This is a genomic window from Pseudazoarcus sp. NS20 (assembly GCF_059703745.1).
The window spans coordinates 556,455-574,106 of sequence record NZ_BAAKIY010000002.1; the positions used below are offsets into that span (position 1 = coordinate 556,455).

Annotated in this window: 19 protein-coding genes; 1 reads left to right on the forward strand and 18 read right to left on the reverse strand. The window is 63.6% G+C overall.

Annotated features, from left to right (window positions below):
* Window positions 1-75 precede the first annotated feature (75 nt).
* The 12 genes from darG to AC6H0W_RS08365 all read right to left on the reverse strand — a co-directional run bounded on the left by darG (window position 76) and on the right by AC6H0W_RS08365 (window position 10,528).
* Window positions 76-1,164 carry a type II toxin-antitoxin system antitoxin DNA ADP-ribosyl glycohydrolase DarG gene (gene darG / locus AC6H0W_RS08310; RefSeq protein ID WP_497576687.1) on the reverse strand — a complete coding sequence of 363 codons (1,089 nt, stop codon included), beginning with the start codon at window positions 1,162-1,164 and terminating at the stop codon, window positions 76-78.
* Between the two features lies 1 nt (window position 1,165).
* A complete protein-coding gene (darT, locus tag AC6H0W_RS08315; RefSeq protein ID WP_497576688.1) occupies window positions 1,166-1,849 on the reverse strand; it encodes a type II toxin-antitoxin system toxin DNA ADP-ribosyl transferase DarT in 684 nt (227 codons plus the stop codon).
* A gap of 3 nt (window positions 1,850-1,852) precedes the next feature.
* Window positions 1,853-3,553, reverse strand: coding sequence for a restriction endonuclease subunit S (locus tag AC6H0W_RS08320; protein ID WP_497576689.1), 1,701 nt, complete (start codon window positions 3,551-3,553; stop codon window positions 1,853-1,855).
* Window positions 3,550-4,998 (reverse strand): type I restriction-modification system subunit M, encoded by a 1,449-nt coding sequence (locus AC6H0W_RS08325; RefSeq protein WP_497576690.1) that lies wholly within the window; start codon window positions 4,996-4,998, stop codon window positions 3,550-3,552. Before AC6H0W_RS08325 ends, AC6H0W_RS08320 begins: the two co-directional genes overlap by 4 nt.
* 3 nt (window positions 4,999-5,001) lie before the next feature.
* Window positions 5,002-5,436: a type II toxin-antitoxin system VapC family toxin gene (locus AC6H0W_RS08330; RefSeq protein WP_497576691.1), complete on the reverse strand. Its 435-nt coding sequence runs from the start codon at window positions 5,434-5,436 to the stop codon at window positions 5,002-5,004.
* The gene (locus tag AC6H0W_RS08335) at window positions 5,433-5,732 is read right to left on the reverse strand and encodes a type II toxin-antitoxin system Phd/YefM family antitoxin (protein WP_497576692.1); all 300 of its coding nucleotides are present in this window, start codon (window positions 5,730-5,732) and stop codon (window positions 5,433-5,435) included. Before AC6H0W_RS08335 ends, AC6H0W_RS08330 begins: the two co-directional genes overlap by 4 nt.
* Before the next feature lie 44 nt (window positions 5,733-5,776).
* Window positions 5,777-8,137 (reverse strand): EcoAI/FtnUII family type I restriction enzme subunit R, encoded by a 2,361-nt coding sequence (gene hsdR, locus AC6H0W_RS08340; protein ID WP_497576693.1) that lies wholly within the window; start codon window positions 8,135-8,137, stop codon window positions 5,777-5,779.
* 109 nt (window positions 8,138-8,246) lie between these two features.
* Complete coding sequence (locus AC6H0W_RS08345) at window positions 8,247-8,885, reverse strand: ATPase (RefSeq protein WP_497576694.1); 639 nt, start codon at window positions 8,883-8,885, stop codon at window positions 8,247-8,249.
* The gene (locus AC6H0W_RS08350) at window positions 8,885-9,244 is read right to left on the reverse strand and encodes a type II toxin-antitoxin system prevent-host-death family antitoxin (RefSeq protein ID WP_497576695.1); all 360 of its coding nucleotides are present in this window, start codon (window positions 9,242-9,244) and stop codon (window positions 8,885-8,887) included. The genes AC6H0W_RS08345 and AC6H0W_RS08350 overlap by 1 nt, the downstream gene beginning before the upstream one ends.
* 87 nt (window positions 9,245-9,331) lie before the next feature.
* Window positions 9,332-9,757 (reverse strand): DUF6691 family protein, encoded by a 426-nt coding sequence (locus AC6H0W_RS08355; protein WP_497576696.1) that lies wholly within the window; start codon window positions 9,755-9,757, stop codon window positions 9,332-9,334.
* Window positions 9,758-9,767: 10 nt separating this feature from the next.
* Window positions 9,768-10,208 (reverse strand): YeeE/YedE family protein, encoded by a 441-nt coding sequence (locus AC6H0W_RS08360; RefSeq protein ID WP_497576697.1) that lies wholly within the window; start codon window positions 10,206-10,208, stop codon window positions 9,768-9,770.
* Window positions 10,205-10,528, reverse strand: a complete 324-nt coding sequence (locus AC6H0W_RS08365; RefSeq protein WP_497576698.1) for an ArsR/SmtB family transcription factor — start codon at window positions 10,526-10,528, stop codon at window positions 10,205-10,207. Before AC6H0W_RS08365 ends, AC6H0W_RS08360 begins: the two co-directional genes overlap by 4 nt.
* 91 nt (window positions 10,529-10,619) lie before the next feature.
* Between AC6H0W_RS08365 and AC6H0W_RS08370 the strand changes: the two genes are divergently transcribed.
* Window positions 10,620-11,495 carry an MBL fold metallo-hydrolase gene (locus tag AC6H0W_RS08370; protein ID WP_497576699.1) on the forward strand — a complete coding sequence of 292 codons (876 nt, stop codon included), beginning with the start codon at window positions 10,620-10,622 and terminating at the stop codon, window positions 11,493-11,495.
* A gap of 22 nt (window positions 11,496-11,517) precedes the next feature.
* Here AC6H0W_RS08370 and mnhG read toward each other — a convergent pair whose 3' ends face one another.
* Genes mnhG through AC6H0W_RS08400 form a run of 6 tightly spaced genes read right to left on the reverse strand, consistent with a single transcriptional unit; the run spans window position 11,518 to window position 17,569 of the window.
* Window positions 11,518-11,934 (reverse strand): monovalent cation/H(+) antiporter subunit G, encoded by a 417-nt coding sequence (gene mnhG, locus AC6H0W_RS08375; protein WP_497576700.1) that lies wholly within the window; start codon window positions 11,932-11,934, stop codon window positions 11,518-11,520.
* Complete coding sequence (locus AC6H0W_RS08380) at window positions 11,931-12,209, reverse strand: K+/H+ antiporter subunit F (protein WP_497576701.1); 279 nt, start codon at window positions 12,207-12,209, stop codon at window positions 11,931-11,933. The genes mnhG and AC6H0W_RS08380 overlap by 4 nt, the downstream gene beginning before the upstream one ends.
* Window positions 12,206-12,721: a Na+/H+ antiporter subunit E gene (locus AC6H0W_RS08385; RefSeq protein WP_497576702.1), complete on the reverse strand. Its 516-nt coding sequence runs from the start codon at window positions 12,719-12,721 to the stop codon at window positions 12,206-12,208. Before AC6H0W_RS08385 ends, AC6H0W_RS08380 begins: the two co-directional genes overlap by 4 nt.
* Window positions 12,718-14,346, reverse strand: coding sequence for a monovalent cation/H+ antiporter subunit D (locus AC6H0W_RS08390; RefSeq protein WP_497576703.1), 1,629 nt, complete (start codon window positions 14,344-14,346; stop codon window positions 12,718-12,720). Before AC6H0W_RS08390 ends, AC6H0W_RS08385 begins: the two co-directional genes overlap by 4 nt.
* A complete protein-coding gene (locus tag AC6H0W_RS08395) occupies window positions 14,343-14,684 on the reverse strand; it encodes a Na+/H+ antiporter subunit C (RefSeq protein WP_497576704.1) in 342 nt (113 codons plus the stop codon). The genes AC6H0W_RS08390 and AC6H0W_RS08395 overlap by 4 nt, the downstream gene beginning before the upstream one ends.
* Window positions 14,684-17,569: a monovalent cation/H+ antiporter subunit A gene (locus AC6H0W_RS08400; RefSeq protein ID WP_497576705.1), complete on the reverse strand. Its 2,886-nt coding sequence runs from the start codon at window positions 17,567-17,569 to the stop codon at window positions 14,684-14,686. Before AC6H0W_RS08400 ends, AC6H0W_RS08395 begins: the two co-directional genes overlap by 1 nt.
* Window positions 17,570-17,652: the final 83 nt, after the last annotated feature.

Consider the following 17,652-nt stretch of genomic DNA (forward strand, 5'->3'; position numbering starts at 1 on the left):
GTGCTTTACCATCGATACACAAAAAGCCCGACCTGAAGAGGTCGGGCTTTTTGTTTGGTGGTCTTGATTGCGTCGTCAGCAGAACAGTTGTCCGGTTTGCCGTTCGCCATGACTTTGCTTGGTCTGCTTCAACCATCCCTCATCGGTAAGCCGATTCCAGGCAATCCGCACATGCTCGGCCGTCATGGTGTGCTTCTTGCGCTCGTTCCAGTGGCGGATGCAATTCAAGGCGGCTTCCGGGGCGGCGGCTCCCTCGCGCGATCCGACCCAATGAACCGTTGCGAGTAATTCCATACCGTATGGCGATTGGAATCCGTCGATCAGGGTGGCGATACGGGCTATGCGAGCATCCAAGTCGGCATCGCTCAGATCATTCAGCAGACTATTTGCTTCCTGCAGTGCGCCTGAGACCGGCTCGATTTCGGATTCCACAACGCCATCGCCGACCCCGCGGACGAAATGGCCCTCCATGCGCTGCAGCGCATGGCGCAATGCATCGGAGTAAGGCCCGTAATGGTGCTTTTCGAACTTCAAGTCCAGCGGTTGGCCGGCTTCCTGCAGGAAATAGGCAAGCTTCTGCACCTCGATGCGCGACACCCCGTAATCGAGCTCGCGATAGGTCTCGATGGCCTTGAGGATCGCGGCGCGGCCGGGTGTCATGCGGGGGCGCTCGGTATTGACTTCCATGGACTTCGGATCGGGCGCCTCGCCGGGTTCGAACAGCCGTACCTCAACCTCCGGCAATGCGGCAAAGGCCTGCTCGATCAGCGGACGTACCTGCAACCACTCCAGGCCGCCGTTGCCACAGCCGAGCGGCGGGATCGCAATCGAGCGGATGCCGAGCCTGCGCACCTGCTCCACCAGATCGGCCAGCCCGTCGCGGATGAACTCGATGCGCGACTTTCCGCGCCAGTGATCCTTTGTCGGAAAGTTGATGATGTAGTTGGGCTTCACCAGTCCGCCCGAGTCGTGCACGAACATGCGCCCCGGGCGTACTTCGCCGGCTTTACAGGCGGCCGCGTAGTCACGGAAGTTGGCCGGCCACTTGTTCTTGAACTGCAGCGCGATGCCCTTGCCCATCACGCCCACGCAATTGACGGTGTTGACGATGGCGTCCACGTTGTCTTGCTTCAGCAAGTCGCCCTGCATGATCCGGATCGTCATCTCATTGCCCCAGGAAATACCAGTCTTTCATCACTACCACAGGCAGATTCACGCCCGCTGCCTGCAGTATGGCCGAGACGTCGGCCTGTCGCTCGGCGTCGATCACGCCGATGCGCGTAACGGCGTCGAGCGCCACGCTGTCCCTCACCAGAAACTCCGCCTGTCGGCGCTCCATCCGGTCCACGTAGCGCGCGTTGGAAGGCATAGTGTGCCAGTACTTGCAGAAGCCATCGAGCCGAGGCTGCTCCGTCAGCAGGTCCCACGCCACTGCGTCGTCAATGCGGGCAAGGTCGGTATGCGGCGTGCTAAAGGCCAGCGTGGCATTGCGGTCGAAGAACACGAACTGCACGCCCGGTTCGGTGACGGCCTCCACCGTGGTTTCAATGTGCACGATGTCTGCCTGGCGCAGATCGCACCCGGCAACCTTTCCACCGTTGATGGCCATCAGCATCGGCGAGCGCGGCGCGAAATAGAACGGCACGAAGTCATGTACTCCGCCACCCGGCGGGTCCGGCAGGCGCCGCGCAGCGCGAGCACCTTGAGCGCCACCGTGAGCGATGTTCTGGTACGCAATCCCGTTGGCCGCGCCGCGGTTCTTCGACAGCAAGGCGCCCGCCGCGCAGATCGCCGGCAGGTTGGCGATGGCCGTGATGTGGAACAGCCGGATCGGGCGCGGCGCAGGCATGGTTCAGGCCGCCTCCAGCGCCGCCTGCACCAGCGTGTCGGCCAGGCGGGCGCGGTGGTTGCGGGCGGTGGCGAGGTCGGCCTGCAGGCGGTCGCACAGGGTCATCAGTTCGTCGACGCGGGCGACGATACGGTGTTGTTCGGGGAGGGGTGGGAGCGATAACGGCAGACTCAATATTTGCTCCCGAGAAACATTCTTCATTGATGAACTCGTGCCGCCAGCCACTTCTGCATAGTAGGCGCGGGCATGGTTGCATGAGTTGACGATGTTGATGTATCTGCCGGAGACGATAGAAGCCAATTTCAAGCGCACAATCTTGTCGCTCAGCATGAGTCGCGGAGCGCAGGTCTCAACGAATACGCTTCTCGCAACCAGCTCGGCTGTATTTGCGCGTGAAACCAGAAAATCACCCGGTTGCACTTCATGCTCGGGCCTCGGCTCCAAGTGCGCGGGGAGTGCCTTGTTCGCATCCGAGTCAAAGCTACCCCACGTAACGGCGCTCACTTTGAGTACACCCCACTCGTGAGCGTCGGTGCGTGATCGAGACTCGCAGGACGGACTCCAGCCCGCGCCACTATCAGTCACGACTGATCCGATTCGCGCCCACTCCCATCCGAGTGGGACCTCAAACGGCCGCTCATCCTCCCCAACCGGCTCCACCGCCTTCGGCTTGCGAATCTTCCCTTCCTTCACCATTCGCACCTTTTCGGCTTCGATGCGTTTGAGCAGTTCGTTGGCGGGTTCGTCGTTGGGGTCTTGCGGGACGAGGCGGCCCATGACGGCGAGTTGGAGGACGGTCTGCTTGAGCGCGGTGATGCTGGCTTCGGTGGTGAACAGGGTGTCGAAGTGCTCGGACAGGCGTTGCCAGTTCGCGGCGGTGTCGCGGGCGTCGCGGCTGGCGGTGAGGGTGGCGAGCAGGGCGTCGACGAGACGGGCGTGGGCCTCGGCGGCGTCGGTCTGTTCGGCTTCGAGGCGGTCGCACAGCGCCATCAGTTCATCGACGCGGGCGACGATGCGGTGTTGTTCGGGGAGGGGCGGGAGCGGGATTGCGGCTGACGCTATTTGACCTCCCGATAGGTGGTCAACGGTGGTGTAAGCCTTCACGCCTTGTAGTTCGTTGAGCCTGAACTGAAGGCTTGCTGACACGAAAGATTGGACGACTTGGTCGCAATAGAACTGAAGCCTTGAAACTCGCTGGTTGAGCAAGGCCGGCGGCCCTTGCCATGTGGCGACTCGGAATTGACCATCCATGCTGACAAGGTAGTCTCCGGCATGGACAACAAACTCGTCGCGGTAAGGCCCGTCAAAATATGTGTTCGGGTTTGAAAATCCGACATCGCGAATTCGGATAAGCGGTAAGCCGTGACCGGCCTCGTTGAAGGCCGACGATTTGAATGCAAAGCCCGCTTGAGGATTGGCTACTTCCGCAAGGCGTATCCATTCCCATGTTGCTGGCACTTCAAATGGCCGCTCATCCTCCCCAACCGCCTCCACTGCCTTCGGCTTTCGAATCTTCCCTTCCTTCACCAACCGCGCCTTCTCGGTTTCGATGCGCTTGAGCAGTTCGCTGCCGGGTTCATCCGCGGGGTCCTGCGGCACCAGCTTGCCGCGCACGGCCAGTTCCAGAATGAGCCCGCGCAGGCGCTTGATGCCGTCCGGGGCGGTGGCAATCAGCGGCAGGTTGTCGGTCACCAAGGCGCTCACTGCCGGCCCTCCAGCGCCGCGGCGAGCACGGCCTTGAGCTGATCGCGGGTGGTCTGGATGCGACCTTGCAGGTCGGCGTAGGCGGCGAGCAGTTCGTCGGGGTCGTGGGACTCCACGTCTGGGCTGTGCGGGTTCTTGATGTCGAGGTTGTAGTTGCGGGCGCGGATGTCGGCGGCGCTGACCTTCCAGGCGTGTTCGTTTTCCTCGCGTGCGTTCCACCACGCCTTTTCGGTGGCGAACTCTTCGATGCGCATGGGCCGGGTCTTGGAGTAGTTCTTGTAGCCGGGCGGGTAGGGGTGTTCGTAGAACCAGACTTCTTCGGTGGGCGCGCCCTTGGTGAAGAACAGCAGATTGGTCTTGATGCCGGTGTAGGGGTTGAACACGCCGTTGGGCAGGCGCACGACGGTGTGCAGATTGCAGGTTTCGAGCAACTGTTCCTTGATGCGGGTCTTGATGCCTTCGCCGAACAGGGTGCCGTCGGGCAGCACCACGGCGGCGCGGCCGCCGGGTTTGAGCAGGTGCATGATGAGCACGAGGAACAGGTCGGCCGTTTCGCGCGTGCGGAAGGCGGCGGGGAAGTTGCCTTCGATGCCGTCTTCTTCCATGCCGCCGAAGGGCGGGTTGGTGAGGATGACATCTACGCGGTCTTTCGGGCCGTAGTCGCGCAGCGGGCGGGCGAGGGTGTTGTCGTGGCGCACGTTGGTGGGCACGTCCAGCCCGTGCAGGATCATGTTGGTGGTGGCGAGCAGGTGCGGCAGGGGCTTTTTCTCTATGCCGAAAATGCTCTCTTGCAGGCTGCGCTCGTCTTCGACCGTTCCCCGATGGTGCTTGCGCACGTACTCGATGGCGCAGGTGAGAAAGCCGCCGGTGCCGCAGGCGGGGTCGAGGATTTTCTCGCCCAGTTCCGGGGCGAGCATGTCCACCATGAATTGCGTGACCGGGCGCGGGGTGTAGTACTCGCCGGCGTTACCGGCGTTCTGCAGGTCGCGCAGGATCTGCTCGTACACGTCGCCGAAGAGGTGGCGGTCCTGCGCCTTGTTGAAGTCCAGCCCGGCGACGATCTTGTTGATGACCTGCCGCATCAGGGTGCCGGACTTCATGTAGTTGTAAGCGTCCTCGAACACGCCACGGATCACGAAGCCGCGCTGGTCGTCGCCCTTGGGCTGCAGGTTCTTGAGGGTGGGGAAGAGCTGCGTGTCGACGAAGTCGAGCAGTTCCTCGCCGGTCATGCCCTCGGGGTTGGCCGCCCAGTTGCGCCAGCGCAGGGGCTCGGGGATGGGCGAGCGGTAGGCATCATCCAGCAGCTCGTACTCGGATTCCTTGTCGTCGTAGATCTTGAGAAAGAACATCCACACGAGCTGGCCGATGCGCTGCGCGTCGCCGTCGACGCCGACATCCTTGCGCATGATGTCCTGGATGGATTTGATGGTGGTGCTGAGGGACATGGGTCAGGCTTTCAGAAAGGGAGTGGCAAGGCCGAGCAGGCCGGCAGCGTCGTTGAGACGGCGGTCGAAACAGGCAAACGCGATTTCCATGCCGGTTTGCTGGCGCAGTATTTGAGCGGCAGCAAGATGAACGCTGTCGTAGGCACGCAGTGAAAACAATTCGGCGTAACGACCGGCCAGTTCGACCAGTGGGGCATCTACCGGGATGACCAGCCAGCTCGACCAGTCGTGGAGGAAGGCTTGCCGGTCGAGCTTGAGCGAATCGGCGCTGGCCGGGTCTTCGCGCATGCGACGCGCGAAGGTGGCCTGCATTTCGGTGTGCGTGATCAGCACTGTGGCGAGCTGTTCGCTGGTGTCACGCAGTTGCATCGTTTCTGCCCGCCCTGCTTCGGCAACGTAGAGCTTGAACAGGGCCGATGTGTCGAAGTACGTGATCATCCGCGATCTTCAAGCACCATCTCGGCCATGGTCTTGCCTTGGATGACCGTGTGCGCGGGACCGCCCTCGGGCTTTCCTCCCTTCCACAGCAGGCGCCCTTGCTGGATCAACTCGGCCACGCGGGTGCGCTGAGCTTCCGACCACGAAGCAGGCAGGTTTTCGGCCGGGTTGCCAGGGACTCCGATGATGCGGGCGATGACGCGTTTGTGGGACGTGACCGTGATCTCCTCGCCTTCCTGTGCGCTGGCGAGAATCTGTGACAGATGGGTTTTGAGTTCGCGCACGCTGATGTGCATTTGTGACCTCAATTCAATAAATTATTTTTGAATTGTAGTCTCAATCAGCCAGCACGGTACAGCTCATCTTCCAGCGCATGCACGGCGTTCAGATACGCGCTCTTGTCTCCGAAGACGCCGTTGATGATTTCGCCGGGCGTACCGATGCGGTTGAACGGGTCGAGGGTGAGGATCTTGATGTCTTCGATGCTCTCGATGCCGGCATCGGCGTACTTGTCGAGCAGGGCGTCGAGCACGGCGCGGGCTTGCTCGCCATAGCGGGCGAAGACGTCGCTTTTGCGGACTTGCTCGGCGCGCTCCTTGCGGGACAGGGCGGGGCGATCGAAGGCGACGTGGCAGACCAGATCGAAGGGGTCGAAGGTTTTTCCGGCCCTCTTGCCGACTTCTTGGGCCAGTGCGTCGAGCAGCACGCCCTGTTCTTCCAGCTCGGCGATGACGGCCTGCTTCTGCTCGGCATTGGACCAGCGGCGCAGGAAGTCGTCTAGTGAGGCGTATTCGCGGCGCACGGTGCTGCGGGTGTAGTCACGCAGGGATTCGGTGATGAGTTTGCCGTCGGGGCCATAGTACTGCACGCGCTCGGCGACGACCTGCACCTTGACCTCGCCGCCGACGACGTAGCGGGTGCGGCCTCCGGGCGGCGGGTCTTCGATGACTTCGTTGCCGGAGTCGGCGCCTTCCGGCAGGCCTTCGCCGTCAGTCTGCTGCTCATCTTCCGGCGGTACGGGCGGTTCGCCCGGCCCCGGTTCGTAGATCTGCACCGGGTCGCCGTCGAAGGCCGGGTCGGCGAACAACTCCGTGGCCTTCTTGAAGTCCATGATGGTGAACCAGTACTTGTCGAAGTCCTCGTTAATGCGCGTGCCGCGGCCGATGATCTGCTTGAACTCGGTCATCGACTGGATGCGCTGGTCGAGTACGACGAGCTTGCAGGTCTGGGCATCGACGCCGGTGGTCATGAGCTTGCTGGTGGTGGCGATGACCGGGTAGCGGCTCTCGGGGTCGATGAAGTTGTCGAGCTCCATCTTGCCCTCGGCTTCGTCCCCGGTGATCCGCATGACGTACTTGCGGTTCTCGCGCATGCGATCCGGGTTGAGGTTCACCAGCGCCTGGCGCATGCGCTCGGCGTGATCAATGTCTTCGCAGAAGACGATGGTCTTGGCGAAGGGGTCGGTGGTTTGTAGAAATTCCGTGATCTTGCTGGCAACGAGTTCGGTGCGCGCTTCCAGGATCAGCGTGCGGTCGAAGTCTTTCTGGTTGTAGATGCGGTCTTCGATGAGCTGGCCGCTCTTGTCGGCTTGCCCCTTGGCGGGGCGCCAGCCTTGCAGGTCGCGGTCGATGTCGATGCGCACGACCTTGTAGGGGGCGAGAAAGCCGTCGTCGATGCCTTGGCGCAGCGAGTAGGAATACACCGGCTCGCCGAAGTAATGGATGTTGGAAACCTCTTTGGTTTCCTTGGGCGTGGCGGTCAGGCCGATGTGCGTGGCCGACGAGAAGTAATCGAGGATCTCGCGCCAGGCGGAATCCTCGGCCGCGCTGCCGCGGTGGCATTCGTCGATGACGATGAGGTCGAAGAAGTCCGGCGAGAACTGCTTGTAGATGTTCCGCTCTTCCTCGTTGCCGGTGACCGCCTGATACAGCGACAGATAGATCTCGAAGGCCTTGTTGGCCTGGCGCTTCTCGATCTTGGTCATGGCCGCACCGAAGGGGCGGAAGTCGTTGGTGCGTGTCTGATCGACGAGGATGTTGCGATCAGCCAGGAACAGGATGCGTTTCTTCACGCGCGACTTCCACAGCCGCCAGATGATCTGGAAGGCGGTGTAGGTCTTGCCGGTGCCGGTGGCCATGACCAGCAGGATGCGCTGTCGCCCGCGCGCGACGGCTTCAACTGTGCGATTGATGGCGTTGGCTTGGTAGTAGCGCGGAGCACGCCCGGAGCCGTCATCAAAATACGGCGCTTCCATGGTTTCCTGCGCTGCACCGGCGAGGCCTTTCCATTCGCAGTAGCGTTGCCACAGCAATTCCGGCGAAGGGAATTCGCTCAGCCCGAGTTCGGTTTCGGTCTGGCCGAAGCTGCCTGAGCGGTCGTGGAGCAGGAACCCCTTTCCGTTGCTGGAAAAAACGAATGGCACATCCAGCGCGTCGGCGTAATCGAGTGCCTGCTGCATGCCCGCGCCGATGGAGTGGCCCTGGTCTTTGGCTTCGATGAGCGCCACCGGCTGATTGGGGCGTGCGTACAGGACATAGTCCGCGCGTTTGGCCTTGCCCCGGCTGTGCAGCTTGCCGCGCACGATGACACGACCCTTGGTGAAGCCGACCTCTTCGCGAACCTGAGTCTGTATGTCCCAGCCCGCGCTGACTAATGCGGGCGTGATGAACTTCGTGCAGACGTCCCGTTCGGAGAGTTTCATGGGGTAAGTGCCAGGCCGAAAAATTGGATGTGATTAGGACGAGCGAATTGGAACTTACCAGATCGGACGGCTAGCAGCCACGGTGGATGACATTGCCGAGCGGCGCAGTTCACTGCGCTCTTTGAATGGCCGCTTCGACCAGTGCTTTACTCCAGTCTGGAATCAGCGAGAACCGGGCCGGGTCGTCCGCTTTCGGCCAAACCAGCCGACCGTCTTCCATCTCCAGCACCAACACCGGGTCAGCCACCGCTTCGCCTGACACGGCGTCGGCACTGTTGTCCCACACCTGCAGATGCGCCAGATGCGGCATGAGGGCGATGAGGTTGAGTTGGGCGCGGGGGTAGCGTTCGCGGATCTTGGCTTCGGGGATGTCGTGGCCGCCGGAAGTGACGCGGGCGCGCACGCGGGCGATGTGGTGTTCGGGGGAGTCGAGGCCGCAGAACCACATCAGCACGTCGTGGCTGCGGGTGGCGTCGAGGATTTTCTGCGCGACGGTGTCGCCGCCCAGCGTCGTTTCGAAGGCGTAGTTCTGGCCGTTGGCGAGTGCTGTGTCGAGGCGGCGCATGCCTTCGTGCCAGGCCTGGCTGTTGGCGGTGGTCTGGCCGCAGCCGGTGGCGGCGATGAGTTCGCGGGCGAAGGTGTCGGGGTTGAACCAGCTCAGGCCGGCTTTGTGCAGCAGGTGGCCGCCGATGGAGCTTTTGCCGGCGCCGTTGACGCCGGCGAGTACGTACAGGACGGGACGAGCCATCAATGACCCGTGCCGGCCTTGACCTTGCCTTCGAGTTTGGCGCCACGGCGCATGACGTTGCGCAGGCCTTCAGCGGCGTCGGGTGCGTTGAGGGCGGCGAGGCGGCGGTCGAAGTCGGCGCGCAGGGTGGCGAGGGCGTCTTCGGCGCGCGGGGCGGCTTGCTCGGCAAGCTGCACGAGGCGGGCGTATTCCTCGGTGGAGAGGATGACGGCTTCGGGCTCGCTGTGGTTGGTGACGACCACCTTGCCATCGCTGCGCACGGTTTTCATCACGCCGCGCCAGCCGAGCTTCTTGACGTCGGAGGCGGCGGCGTGGGGCAGTTGGGCGAGGATGTCGCGGGGGGCGGCGAGGGTGCTCATGGAGCCTCCGCAGGGGCGTTGTGATGGCTCCATGATAGACCAAAAGGCAATTTTGGTAAAAATTGCCTTTAAGGCCTTTTTGTACGCTTAGCGGTGTGTGGCGCTGCGTTGTTCCAGCAGGTTGAATGCCGCCATGCCCGCCAGCATGGCCACCACGAAGACCAGCGCCTTGAGTTCGCCAGCGGCCATGGTGACGAGTGCCGGGCCGGGGCAAAAGCCGGCCAGGCCCCAGCCGGCACCAAAGGTCAGCGCGCCGACGATCAGCCGTTTGTCGATTTGAGTGGCCTTGGGCAGGTGCATGGGCTCGCCGAGCAGGCTTTGCTTGCGGCGTTTTGCCAGTGCGAACGGCACCACGCCAACGCCGATGGCGCCGCCCATGACGAAGGCCAGGGACGGGTCCCAGGTGCCGAAGAGGTCAAGAAAGCCGATGACCTTTGCGGGGTCGGTCATGCCGGAGAGCAGCAGGCCGAGGCCGAAGATCAGGCCGACGATGAATGCGGAGAGTCGGGGCATGGTGGGCTCCTCAGGCGAGCACGTGATGGACGACAAAGACGACCGCAAAGCCTGCCGCCATGAAGGTGAGCGTGGCGGCCAGCGAGCGCACCGACAGGCGCGACAGGCCGCACACGCCGTGGCCGCTGGTGCAGCCCGAGCCGTAGCGCGTGCCGATGCCCACCAATAGGCCGGCGAGCACGATGAGGCCGTATCCGGCGTCGATGCTGCGGTCGGTCATGAAGCCGGCGGGGGCGAGCAGGGCATACGCGAACGGCGCGGCCAGCAGGCCTAGCACGAAGGCCACGCGCCAGAAGGTGTCGCCCGGCCTGGGTTGCAGCAGGCCACCCAGAATGCCGCTGACGCCCAGGATGCGACCGTTGAGCAGCACGAACAGCGCCGCCGAAATGCCGATGAGGACGCCGCCGGCAAGCGACGCCCACGGCGTGAAGTTGGCCCAATCGATGCTCATGTGCGGGACTCCTTGTTGCAGAACTGGTCGTACAGCACCTGGATGACCGCCAGAGCTTCGTCGCTGGCGATGCGGTAATGGATGTTCTTGCCGTCGCGGCGGGTGAGCACCAGCTCTTCCTCGCGCAGCACGGTGAGCTGCTGCGACAGCGTGGGCTGGCGGATGCCCAGCGCGGTTTCGATCTCGCCCACGCTGAGCTCGCCTTGCGACAGCCGGCACAGCACCATCAGCCGGTCGGGGTTGGACAGCGCCTTCATCAGCCGACAGGCGCGTGCAGCGTTGCTCTGCATGGTTTGGAGGGTGACGGCTTGCTGGTCCATAATCGGGCGGTGTTTATCAGATAATTACAATATATTTACTAATAAACTATTAGTAAATATATTGAATCATCGCAACGAACAAGGACGTATCGTGAGTACTCCCAGCCAACGCCCGCAGGTCCGTGGCCTGTTCGAACCGCAAACCGGGACGGTGACCTACGTGGTGCATGCCGGCCGGGGCAGTCAATGCGCCATCATCGATTCGGTGCTTGATTACGATCCCAAATCGGGCCGCACGCGCTTTGCGTCAGCCGACAGGGTGATCGACTACGTGCGTGCGAATGAGCTGAAGGTGCAGTGGATTCTCGAAACCCACGCCCACGCCGACCATCTTTCGGCGGCGCCGTATCTGCGCAAGCAACTGGGTGGGCAGATCGGCATTGGCAGCCACATCACGCGCGTGCAGAAGGTGTTCCGCGACATCTTCAACCTCGAGCCGGAGTTCTGCATGGACGGCTCGCAGTTCGATCACCTGTTTGCCGAGGGCGAGCGCTTTCACATCGGCGAGCTGGAGGCCGAAATTCTCTACGTGCCCGGCCACACGCCCGCGTGCGTGGCGTATCACGTGGGCGATGCGGTGTTCGTGGGGGATACGCTGTTCATGCCCGACGTGGGCACGGCGCGCTGCGACTTCCCGGGTGGCGATGCCCGCGTGCTGTACGCCTCGACGCGCAAGATCCTGTCGCTGCCGCCCGAGACGCGTCTGTTCATGTGCCACGACTACCCGCCGGATGACCGCGCGCCGAAGTGGGAATGCACGGTGGCCGATCAGCGCGCCGGCAACATTCACGTGCATGACGGCATCAGCGAGGATGAGTTCGTAGCCATGCGCACCAAGCGCGATGCCACGCTGGACATGCCGGTGCTGATCTTGCCCTCGGTGCAGGTGAATATCCGCGCCGGCGAACTGCCGCCGGCCGAGGACAATGGCGTGCGCTACCTGAAGATTCCGCTCAACACGCTGTGAGCGGTGCCGCCGTGGTGTCCGCTCAGTCGGGCTTGGCGGCTTCGGTGGCTTCTTCTTGCTCGGGAATGGATTCGTCGGGGTAGAAGTACGGGTCGCCCGGCTTGCCCGAGGCCACGCGGCGCCCCGAGCGCAGATCGCGATACACGGCGGCACGCATGATCAGCATGGCCACCACCGGCGCCGTCATCAGCACGAAGCCGGTGATCAGCAGCTCGTGAATCACCAGCCGCTCGCTCGACACCGTGAAGTAGATCATCGAGGCCACCAGGAAGCAGCCGGCGCCCAAGGTTATGGTGATGGCCGGGCCGTGGATGCGCTGGTAGAAATGCTTCAAGCGCACCAGCCCCAGCGCACCGATGAAGGTGATGGCGCCGCCCAGCAGCAACAGCAGCGACACCAGCAGTGCAGCCCAGGCGGGCAATTCAGCCGCTGCGGTCATTCGATCACCTCGCCACGCATCAGGAATTTGGCCAGCGCGATGGTGGATACGAAGCCGATCAGCGCAATCAGCAAGGCCACCTCGAAGTGGATCAGATTGCCGAAATACACCCCCAGCACGATGGCCAGCAACATGGCGCACATCCACAGCGTATCGAGCGCCAGCACGCGGTCTTGTGCGGTGGGGCCGATGAGCAGGCGCAGCGTGCACAGCAGCATGGCGGCCACCACGCTGAACAGCGCGAAGCCGATGGAGAAGGCGAGCAAGGTGTTCATGGCTTCGTCTCCGGTACGGTGCCTTCGAACAGCTCCATCAGCGGCTGCTCGTAGCGTGTCTTGATGGTGTCGATCCACCACTGCGCGTCGTGCAGGTCGAACACGTGCAGCACCAGCTCGTGCGTGTCGGGCAACAGCTCGACCCACACCGTGCCGGGGGTGGAGTTGATCAGGCACGACAGAAAGGCCAGCCCGTGCGGGCTCTTCATGTCGAGCGGAATGCGGATGAACTGCGAGTTCAGGCCGTCGGTGCGTGCGAACAGAATGACGCGGCTGACGTTGAAGCACGAGCGCACGATTTCGATCAGGCTCAGCCACAGCAGCTTGAACAGCGCCAGCGGACGGCGGATGCGCGCATGGCCGTGCGGCAGCAGCGGGCGCGCGAACAGCGGCGCCGCGATGCCCAGCGCGGTGCCAAGCAGGATGTGCGCGAAGGCCACCGTCTGGTTCAGCAGCAACCAGGTGATGAGCAAGGCCAGCGTCAGCAGGGGCGAGGGGATGTAGCGTTTCATCGTGCGCCCTCCGGCATCAGGCGCATCACCGGTTGCTCACCCAGCACGCGGGCGGCCTGGCCGGCCGGGTCGGTCAGGCTGGTCACCGTGCGGCCAAGGTAGTCGAGCATCGGCGCGGTGAGGATGGTCAGCGCAATGCACAGGCACAGCAGCGACAGCACCGGCGTGGCTTCCGACACGCTTAGGCGTGGTGCAGCGACTGCGCCCGACGCCCAGAAGGTACGCACGCCAAAGCGCATCAGCGCCACCACGCCGGCAAAGCCCGACAGCACCAGCAAGGCCATGGTGGTCCATACGAAGACCGACACCGGGCCTTCGGGCGGAGTGAGGTCGAGCATCGCGTGGAACAGGCCGAACTTGGCCACGAAGCCAGACAGCGGCGGCATGCCGGTGATGACCAGCGCCGAGCCGGCAAAGGCCAGCCCGAGGAAGGCCAGCGAGCCGGGGATGCCCACGCCCACGGGCTCTTCGGGCTTGTCTTCGATGGCGAAGGCTTCCATGGTGACCGCCAGCAGCGCGAAGCCGGGCGGCTTGATGCGCTCCACCAGCTCGCTGAGCATCATGAAGGCGGCGGTGGCCAGCGTGGAGCCGAGCAGATAGTACAGGCCCACCGTGAGCAGTGCCGCGTCACCAAAGCCGATTACCGCCAACAAGGTGCCGGACGAGATGATGGCGCCGTAGGCTGCCATGCGGGGGCCTTCTTCACTCGCCAGCATGCCCACCGTGCCGAAGCCGATGGTCACCAGCCCGCCGATGAGCAAGGCCTCCAGCGCGAAGCCCGCCGCGTCGCCGGCCTCGGGCGAGAAGGCGGTGGTCCACAGCCGCAGCACGGCATACACACCCACCTTGGTCATCAGCACGAGCATCGCGGCCACGGACGGCGAGGCCGCCGTATAGACGCGCGGCAGCCAGAAGCCCAGCGGCCACATCGCGCTCTTGGTGAGGAAGGCCAGCGCAAGAATGGTTGCGCCGATCTGCAGGAACAGCAGCTTGTCCGGCTGCAGGCCTGGAATGCGCGCGCCCAGATCGGCCATGTTCAGCGTGCCGGTGCTCGCATAGATCAGCGCCACGCCGATCAGGAACAGGAAGGACGCCACCAGGTTGATCACGATGTACTGCATGCCGGCGCGGATGCGGCGTACGTTGTAGCCGTGCAGCACCAGGCCGTAGGACGCAGCCAGCATCACCTCGAAGAACACGAAGAGGTTGAACAGGTCGTTGGTGAGGAAGGCGCCGTTCAGACCGGTGAGCAGGAACTGGAAGAGCGAGTGAAAGTGCACGCCGACGCGCGCCCAGCGCTCCATCGAGAACACCAGTGCGGCCAGCGCAATCACCGAAGTGAGCAGCAGCATCAGCGCCGACAGGCGATCGAGCATCAGCGCAATGCCGAACGGTGCCGACCAGTTGGCCGCCAGATACACGCCGATGCCGTCTTCGAAATGCTCGCTGTCGGCCAGCCCAAGCAGCACGCAGGCGAGCACCAGCGTCACCAGCGTGCTGGCAAGGTTGATGCCGAACTTCAGACCGTGGCGCGCTTCGTTGATCGGCACCAGCACGGCACCGACAAGCAGGGGCAACAGGATGGGCAGCAGGATGAGGTGCTGCGTCCAGGCGATGGAATTCATGAATCGGAATCCTCGCCGTCAATGTGGTCGGTGCCGGTCAGACCGCGTGAGCCGATCATCATCACCAGAAAAAGCGCCGTGGTGGCAAAGCCGATGACGATGGCCGTGAGCACCAGCGCCTGCGGCAGCGGGTCGGCGATTATCGTGGGGTCGAGCCCGGGCTCGAGCGTGATGGGAGGCGAGTTGATCCACAGCCGGCCCATCGCGAAGATGAACAGGTTCACCGCGTACGACATGAGCAGCAGGCCGATGATGACCTGGAAGGTACGCGGGCGCAGGATCAGCCAGATGCCGCATCCGAACAGCACGCCGATGGCGATGGCGATTGTGGCTTCCATCAGCGTTCTCCCCCGGTGGTGGTTTCGCCGGTGTGGCGGTGGCTCCGCACCGACTGGTGAGCCAGCGCGACCAGCATCAGGATGGTGGTGCCGACGACCACCCCGAAAACGCCGAAGTCGAACACGAAGGCGCTTGGCACGTGCACCTCACCCAGCAACGGCAGGTCGAAATGCGCCGTGTGCGTGGTCAGGAAGGGGAAGCCGAAGGCCCATGCCCCAAGGCCTGTGAGGCCCGCCACCAGCAGGCCGTAACTCAACCAGCGGTGCGGGTTGAGGCGTAGATGGCTTTCCACCCACACCGCACCGGCCAGCATGTACTGCACCAGCATGGCCACGGCGAACACCAGCCCGGCAACGAAGCCGCCGCCCGGCAGGTTGTGGCCGCGCATGAAGAAATAGGCCGAGATCACCAGCATGAAGGGCAGCAGCAAACGCAGGTAGATGCCCGGAATCATCAGATAACCGCTGTTGGCTTGCTCGGCCGGCGTTTGTTGCGAGGCCGGGTCGATGGGGTTGCGTTGCTGCGGCGGAATCTCCGCGCTGTCGGGCGATGGGCGGAAGCGGCGCAACAGCGCGTACACGGTGAGCGCAACGATCGCCAGTACGGTGATTTCACCGAAGGTGTCGAAACTGCGGAAATCCACCAGCAAGACGTTGACCACGTTGCTGCCGCCGCCTTCGGTGAGGGCGCGCATCAGGAAGAAGTCGGAAATCGTGTCGGTGGCAGGTCTCACCAGAATGGCGTAGCTCAGTGCGGCAATGCCCAAGCCGCCCAGCACGGCAACGCTCATGTCGCGCGTGCGGCGCACCCACACCGTGGCCGGCGCTGGCGTGTCGAAGCCTTTTGAACTCAGGCGCGGCGGCAGCCAGCGCAGGCCGAGCAGGATCAGCACGGTGGTGACGGTTTCCACCATCAACTGAGTCAGCGCCAGATCAGGCGCCGATAGCCAGGCGAAGGTGAGGGCGGTGACGATGCCGGTGCCGCCGATCAAGGCCAGGGCGGCCAGCCGGTGGAACTTGGCCATCCAGGCGCCGGCCAGCGCGCAGGCGCAGCCGATTACCCACATGGTGACGAAATAAGGATCGGTGCCGGACAGCGGGCGGGTGATCCACTGCGGCATGGAGGTCAGCAGCAACAGCGGCACGGCGATCAGCAGGCACATCATCAGCAGCAACTGTGGCTGGGTGCGGGTGGTGCTGAGGCGGTCGAGCAGGAAGGATGCGGCGGAAGTCAGCCGCAGCATGGTGGTTTCATAGGCCTGCGCGCCGTTGAGGCGATGCAGCAGGGGCACCCGCTCGCGCGTGTCCAGCCCCAGCCGACGGCGCAGCAGTAGATAGAACAGCACGCCGCCGCCCAGTGCGATGAAGCTCATCAGCAACGGGACGTTGAAGCCGTGCCACACCGCCAGACTGAACTCGGGCGTTGCGTCGCCCAATACGGAGGCAACGGCCGAGTGCAGCAGCGGGCCAACGCTGATGCCGGGGATGATGCCGACGATCAGGCAGGCCAGCACCAGCAGTTCGACCGGGAAGCGCATCCAGCGTGGCGGCTCATGCGGTTCGCGCGGCAGCTTCTCGGTGAGCTTGCCGAAAAACACCGAGATGAAGCGCAGCGAATACGCCACGCTGAAGATGCCCATCGCCACGGCCGCAGCGGACATCCACCAGTTGTGCTCGGAGCCCACCAGCAGCGTCTCGGCAAAGAACATTTCTTTGGAGAGGAAGCCGTTGAGCAATGGCACGCCGGCCATCGCCGCGCTGGCGATGATGGCCAGCGTGGCGGTGATCGGCAGCGTGTGGCGCAGGCCCTTGAGTACCCGCATGTCGCGCGTGCCGGTTTCGTGATCGATGATGCCGGCGGCCATGAACAGCGAGGCCTTGAACGTGGCGTGGTTGAGCGTGTGGAATACCGCCGCCACCATCGCCAGCGGTGTGCCCATGCCGAGCAGCACGGTGATGAGGCCCAGATGGCTGATTGTGGAATAGGCCAGCAGGCCTTTGAGATCGTGCTGGAAAATGGCCACGAAGGCGCCGATGAGCATGGTGCACACGCCGGCGCCGGCGATGATCCACGTCCATTCCGGCGTGCCAGCCAGCGTCGGCCACAGGCGCATCAAGAGGAAGATGCCAGCCTTCACCATGGTGGCCGAGTGCAGGTACGACGACACCGGCGTGGGGGCAGCCATGGCGTGCGGCAGCCAGAAGTGGAACGGGAACTGCGCGCTCTTGGTGAGTGCGCCGAGTGCCACCAGCACCAGCACGACCATGTAGTAGTCGTGCTGCTTGACCAGCTCGCCCGCGGCCAGAATGTCGTCGATGTCATAGCTGCCGACGATGTTGCCGAGCACCAGCACGCCGGCAAACAGGCAGAGCCCGCCGGTAGCGGTGACGGTGAAGGCCATGCGCGCACCGCGCCGCGCGTCGGCGCGGTGGTGCCAGTAGGCGATGAGCAGGAAAGAGGTAACGCTGGTCAGCTCCCAGAACACCACGAGCTGGATCAGGTTGCCCGACATCACCACGCCCAGCATCGAGCCCATGAAGGCCAGCAGGAATGAGAAGAAGCGCGGCACCGGGTCTTCGGGCGACATGTAATAGCGCGCGTACAGCACCACCAGCAGGCCGATGACCACGATCAGCATCATGAACAGCCAGGCCAGGCCGTCCACCCGCAAGGCGAACTCCAGGCCGAGCGCGGGCACCCACTGGGTGCTTTCGCGCACCACCTCACCTGCGGTGACGGTGGAGTACAGTGAGCCGCCTGCGACAAGGCCATATACGGCGACGGCGCCAGCCAGCCAGGCTTCGCGATTGCGCGCGTTTTCCGGCATCAAGGCAGCCAGCAGACTGCCGATGAACGGCATCAGGATGATGGAGTGAAGCAGCATCTGGGGTCGAAATATTGATCGCGCCGGTCTGGCTTCGTGGCCGGCCCCGTGCGATCGGGACAGCTCGAAGATGCCGCAGTCAT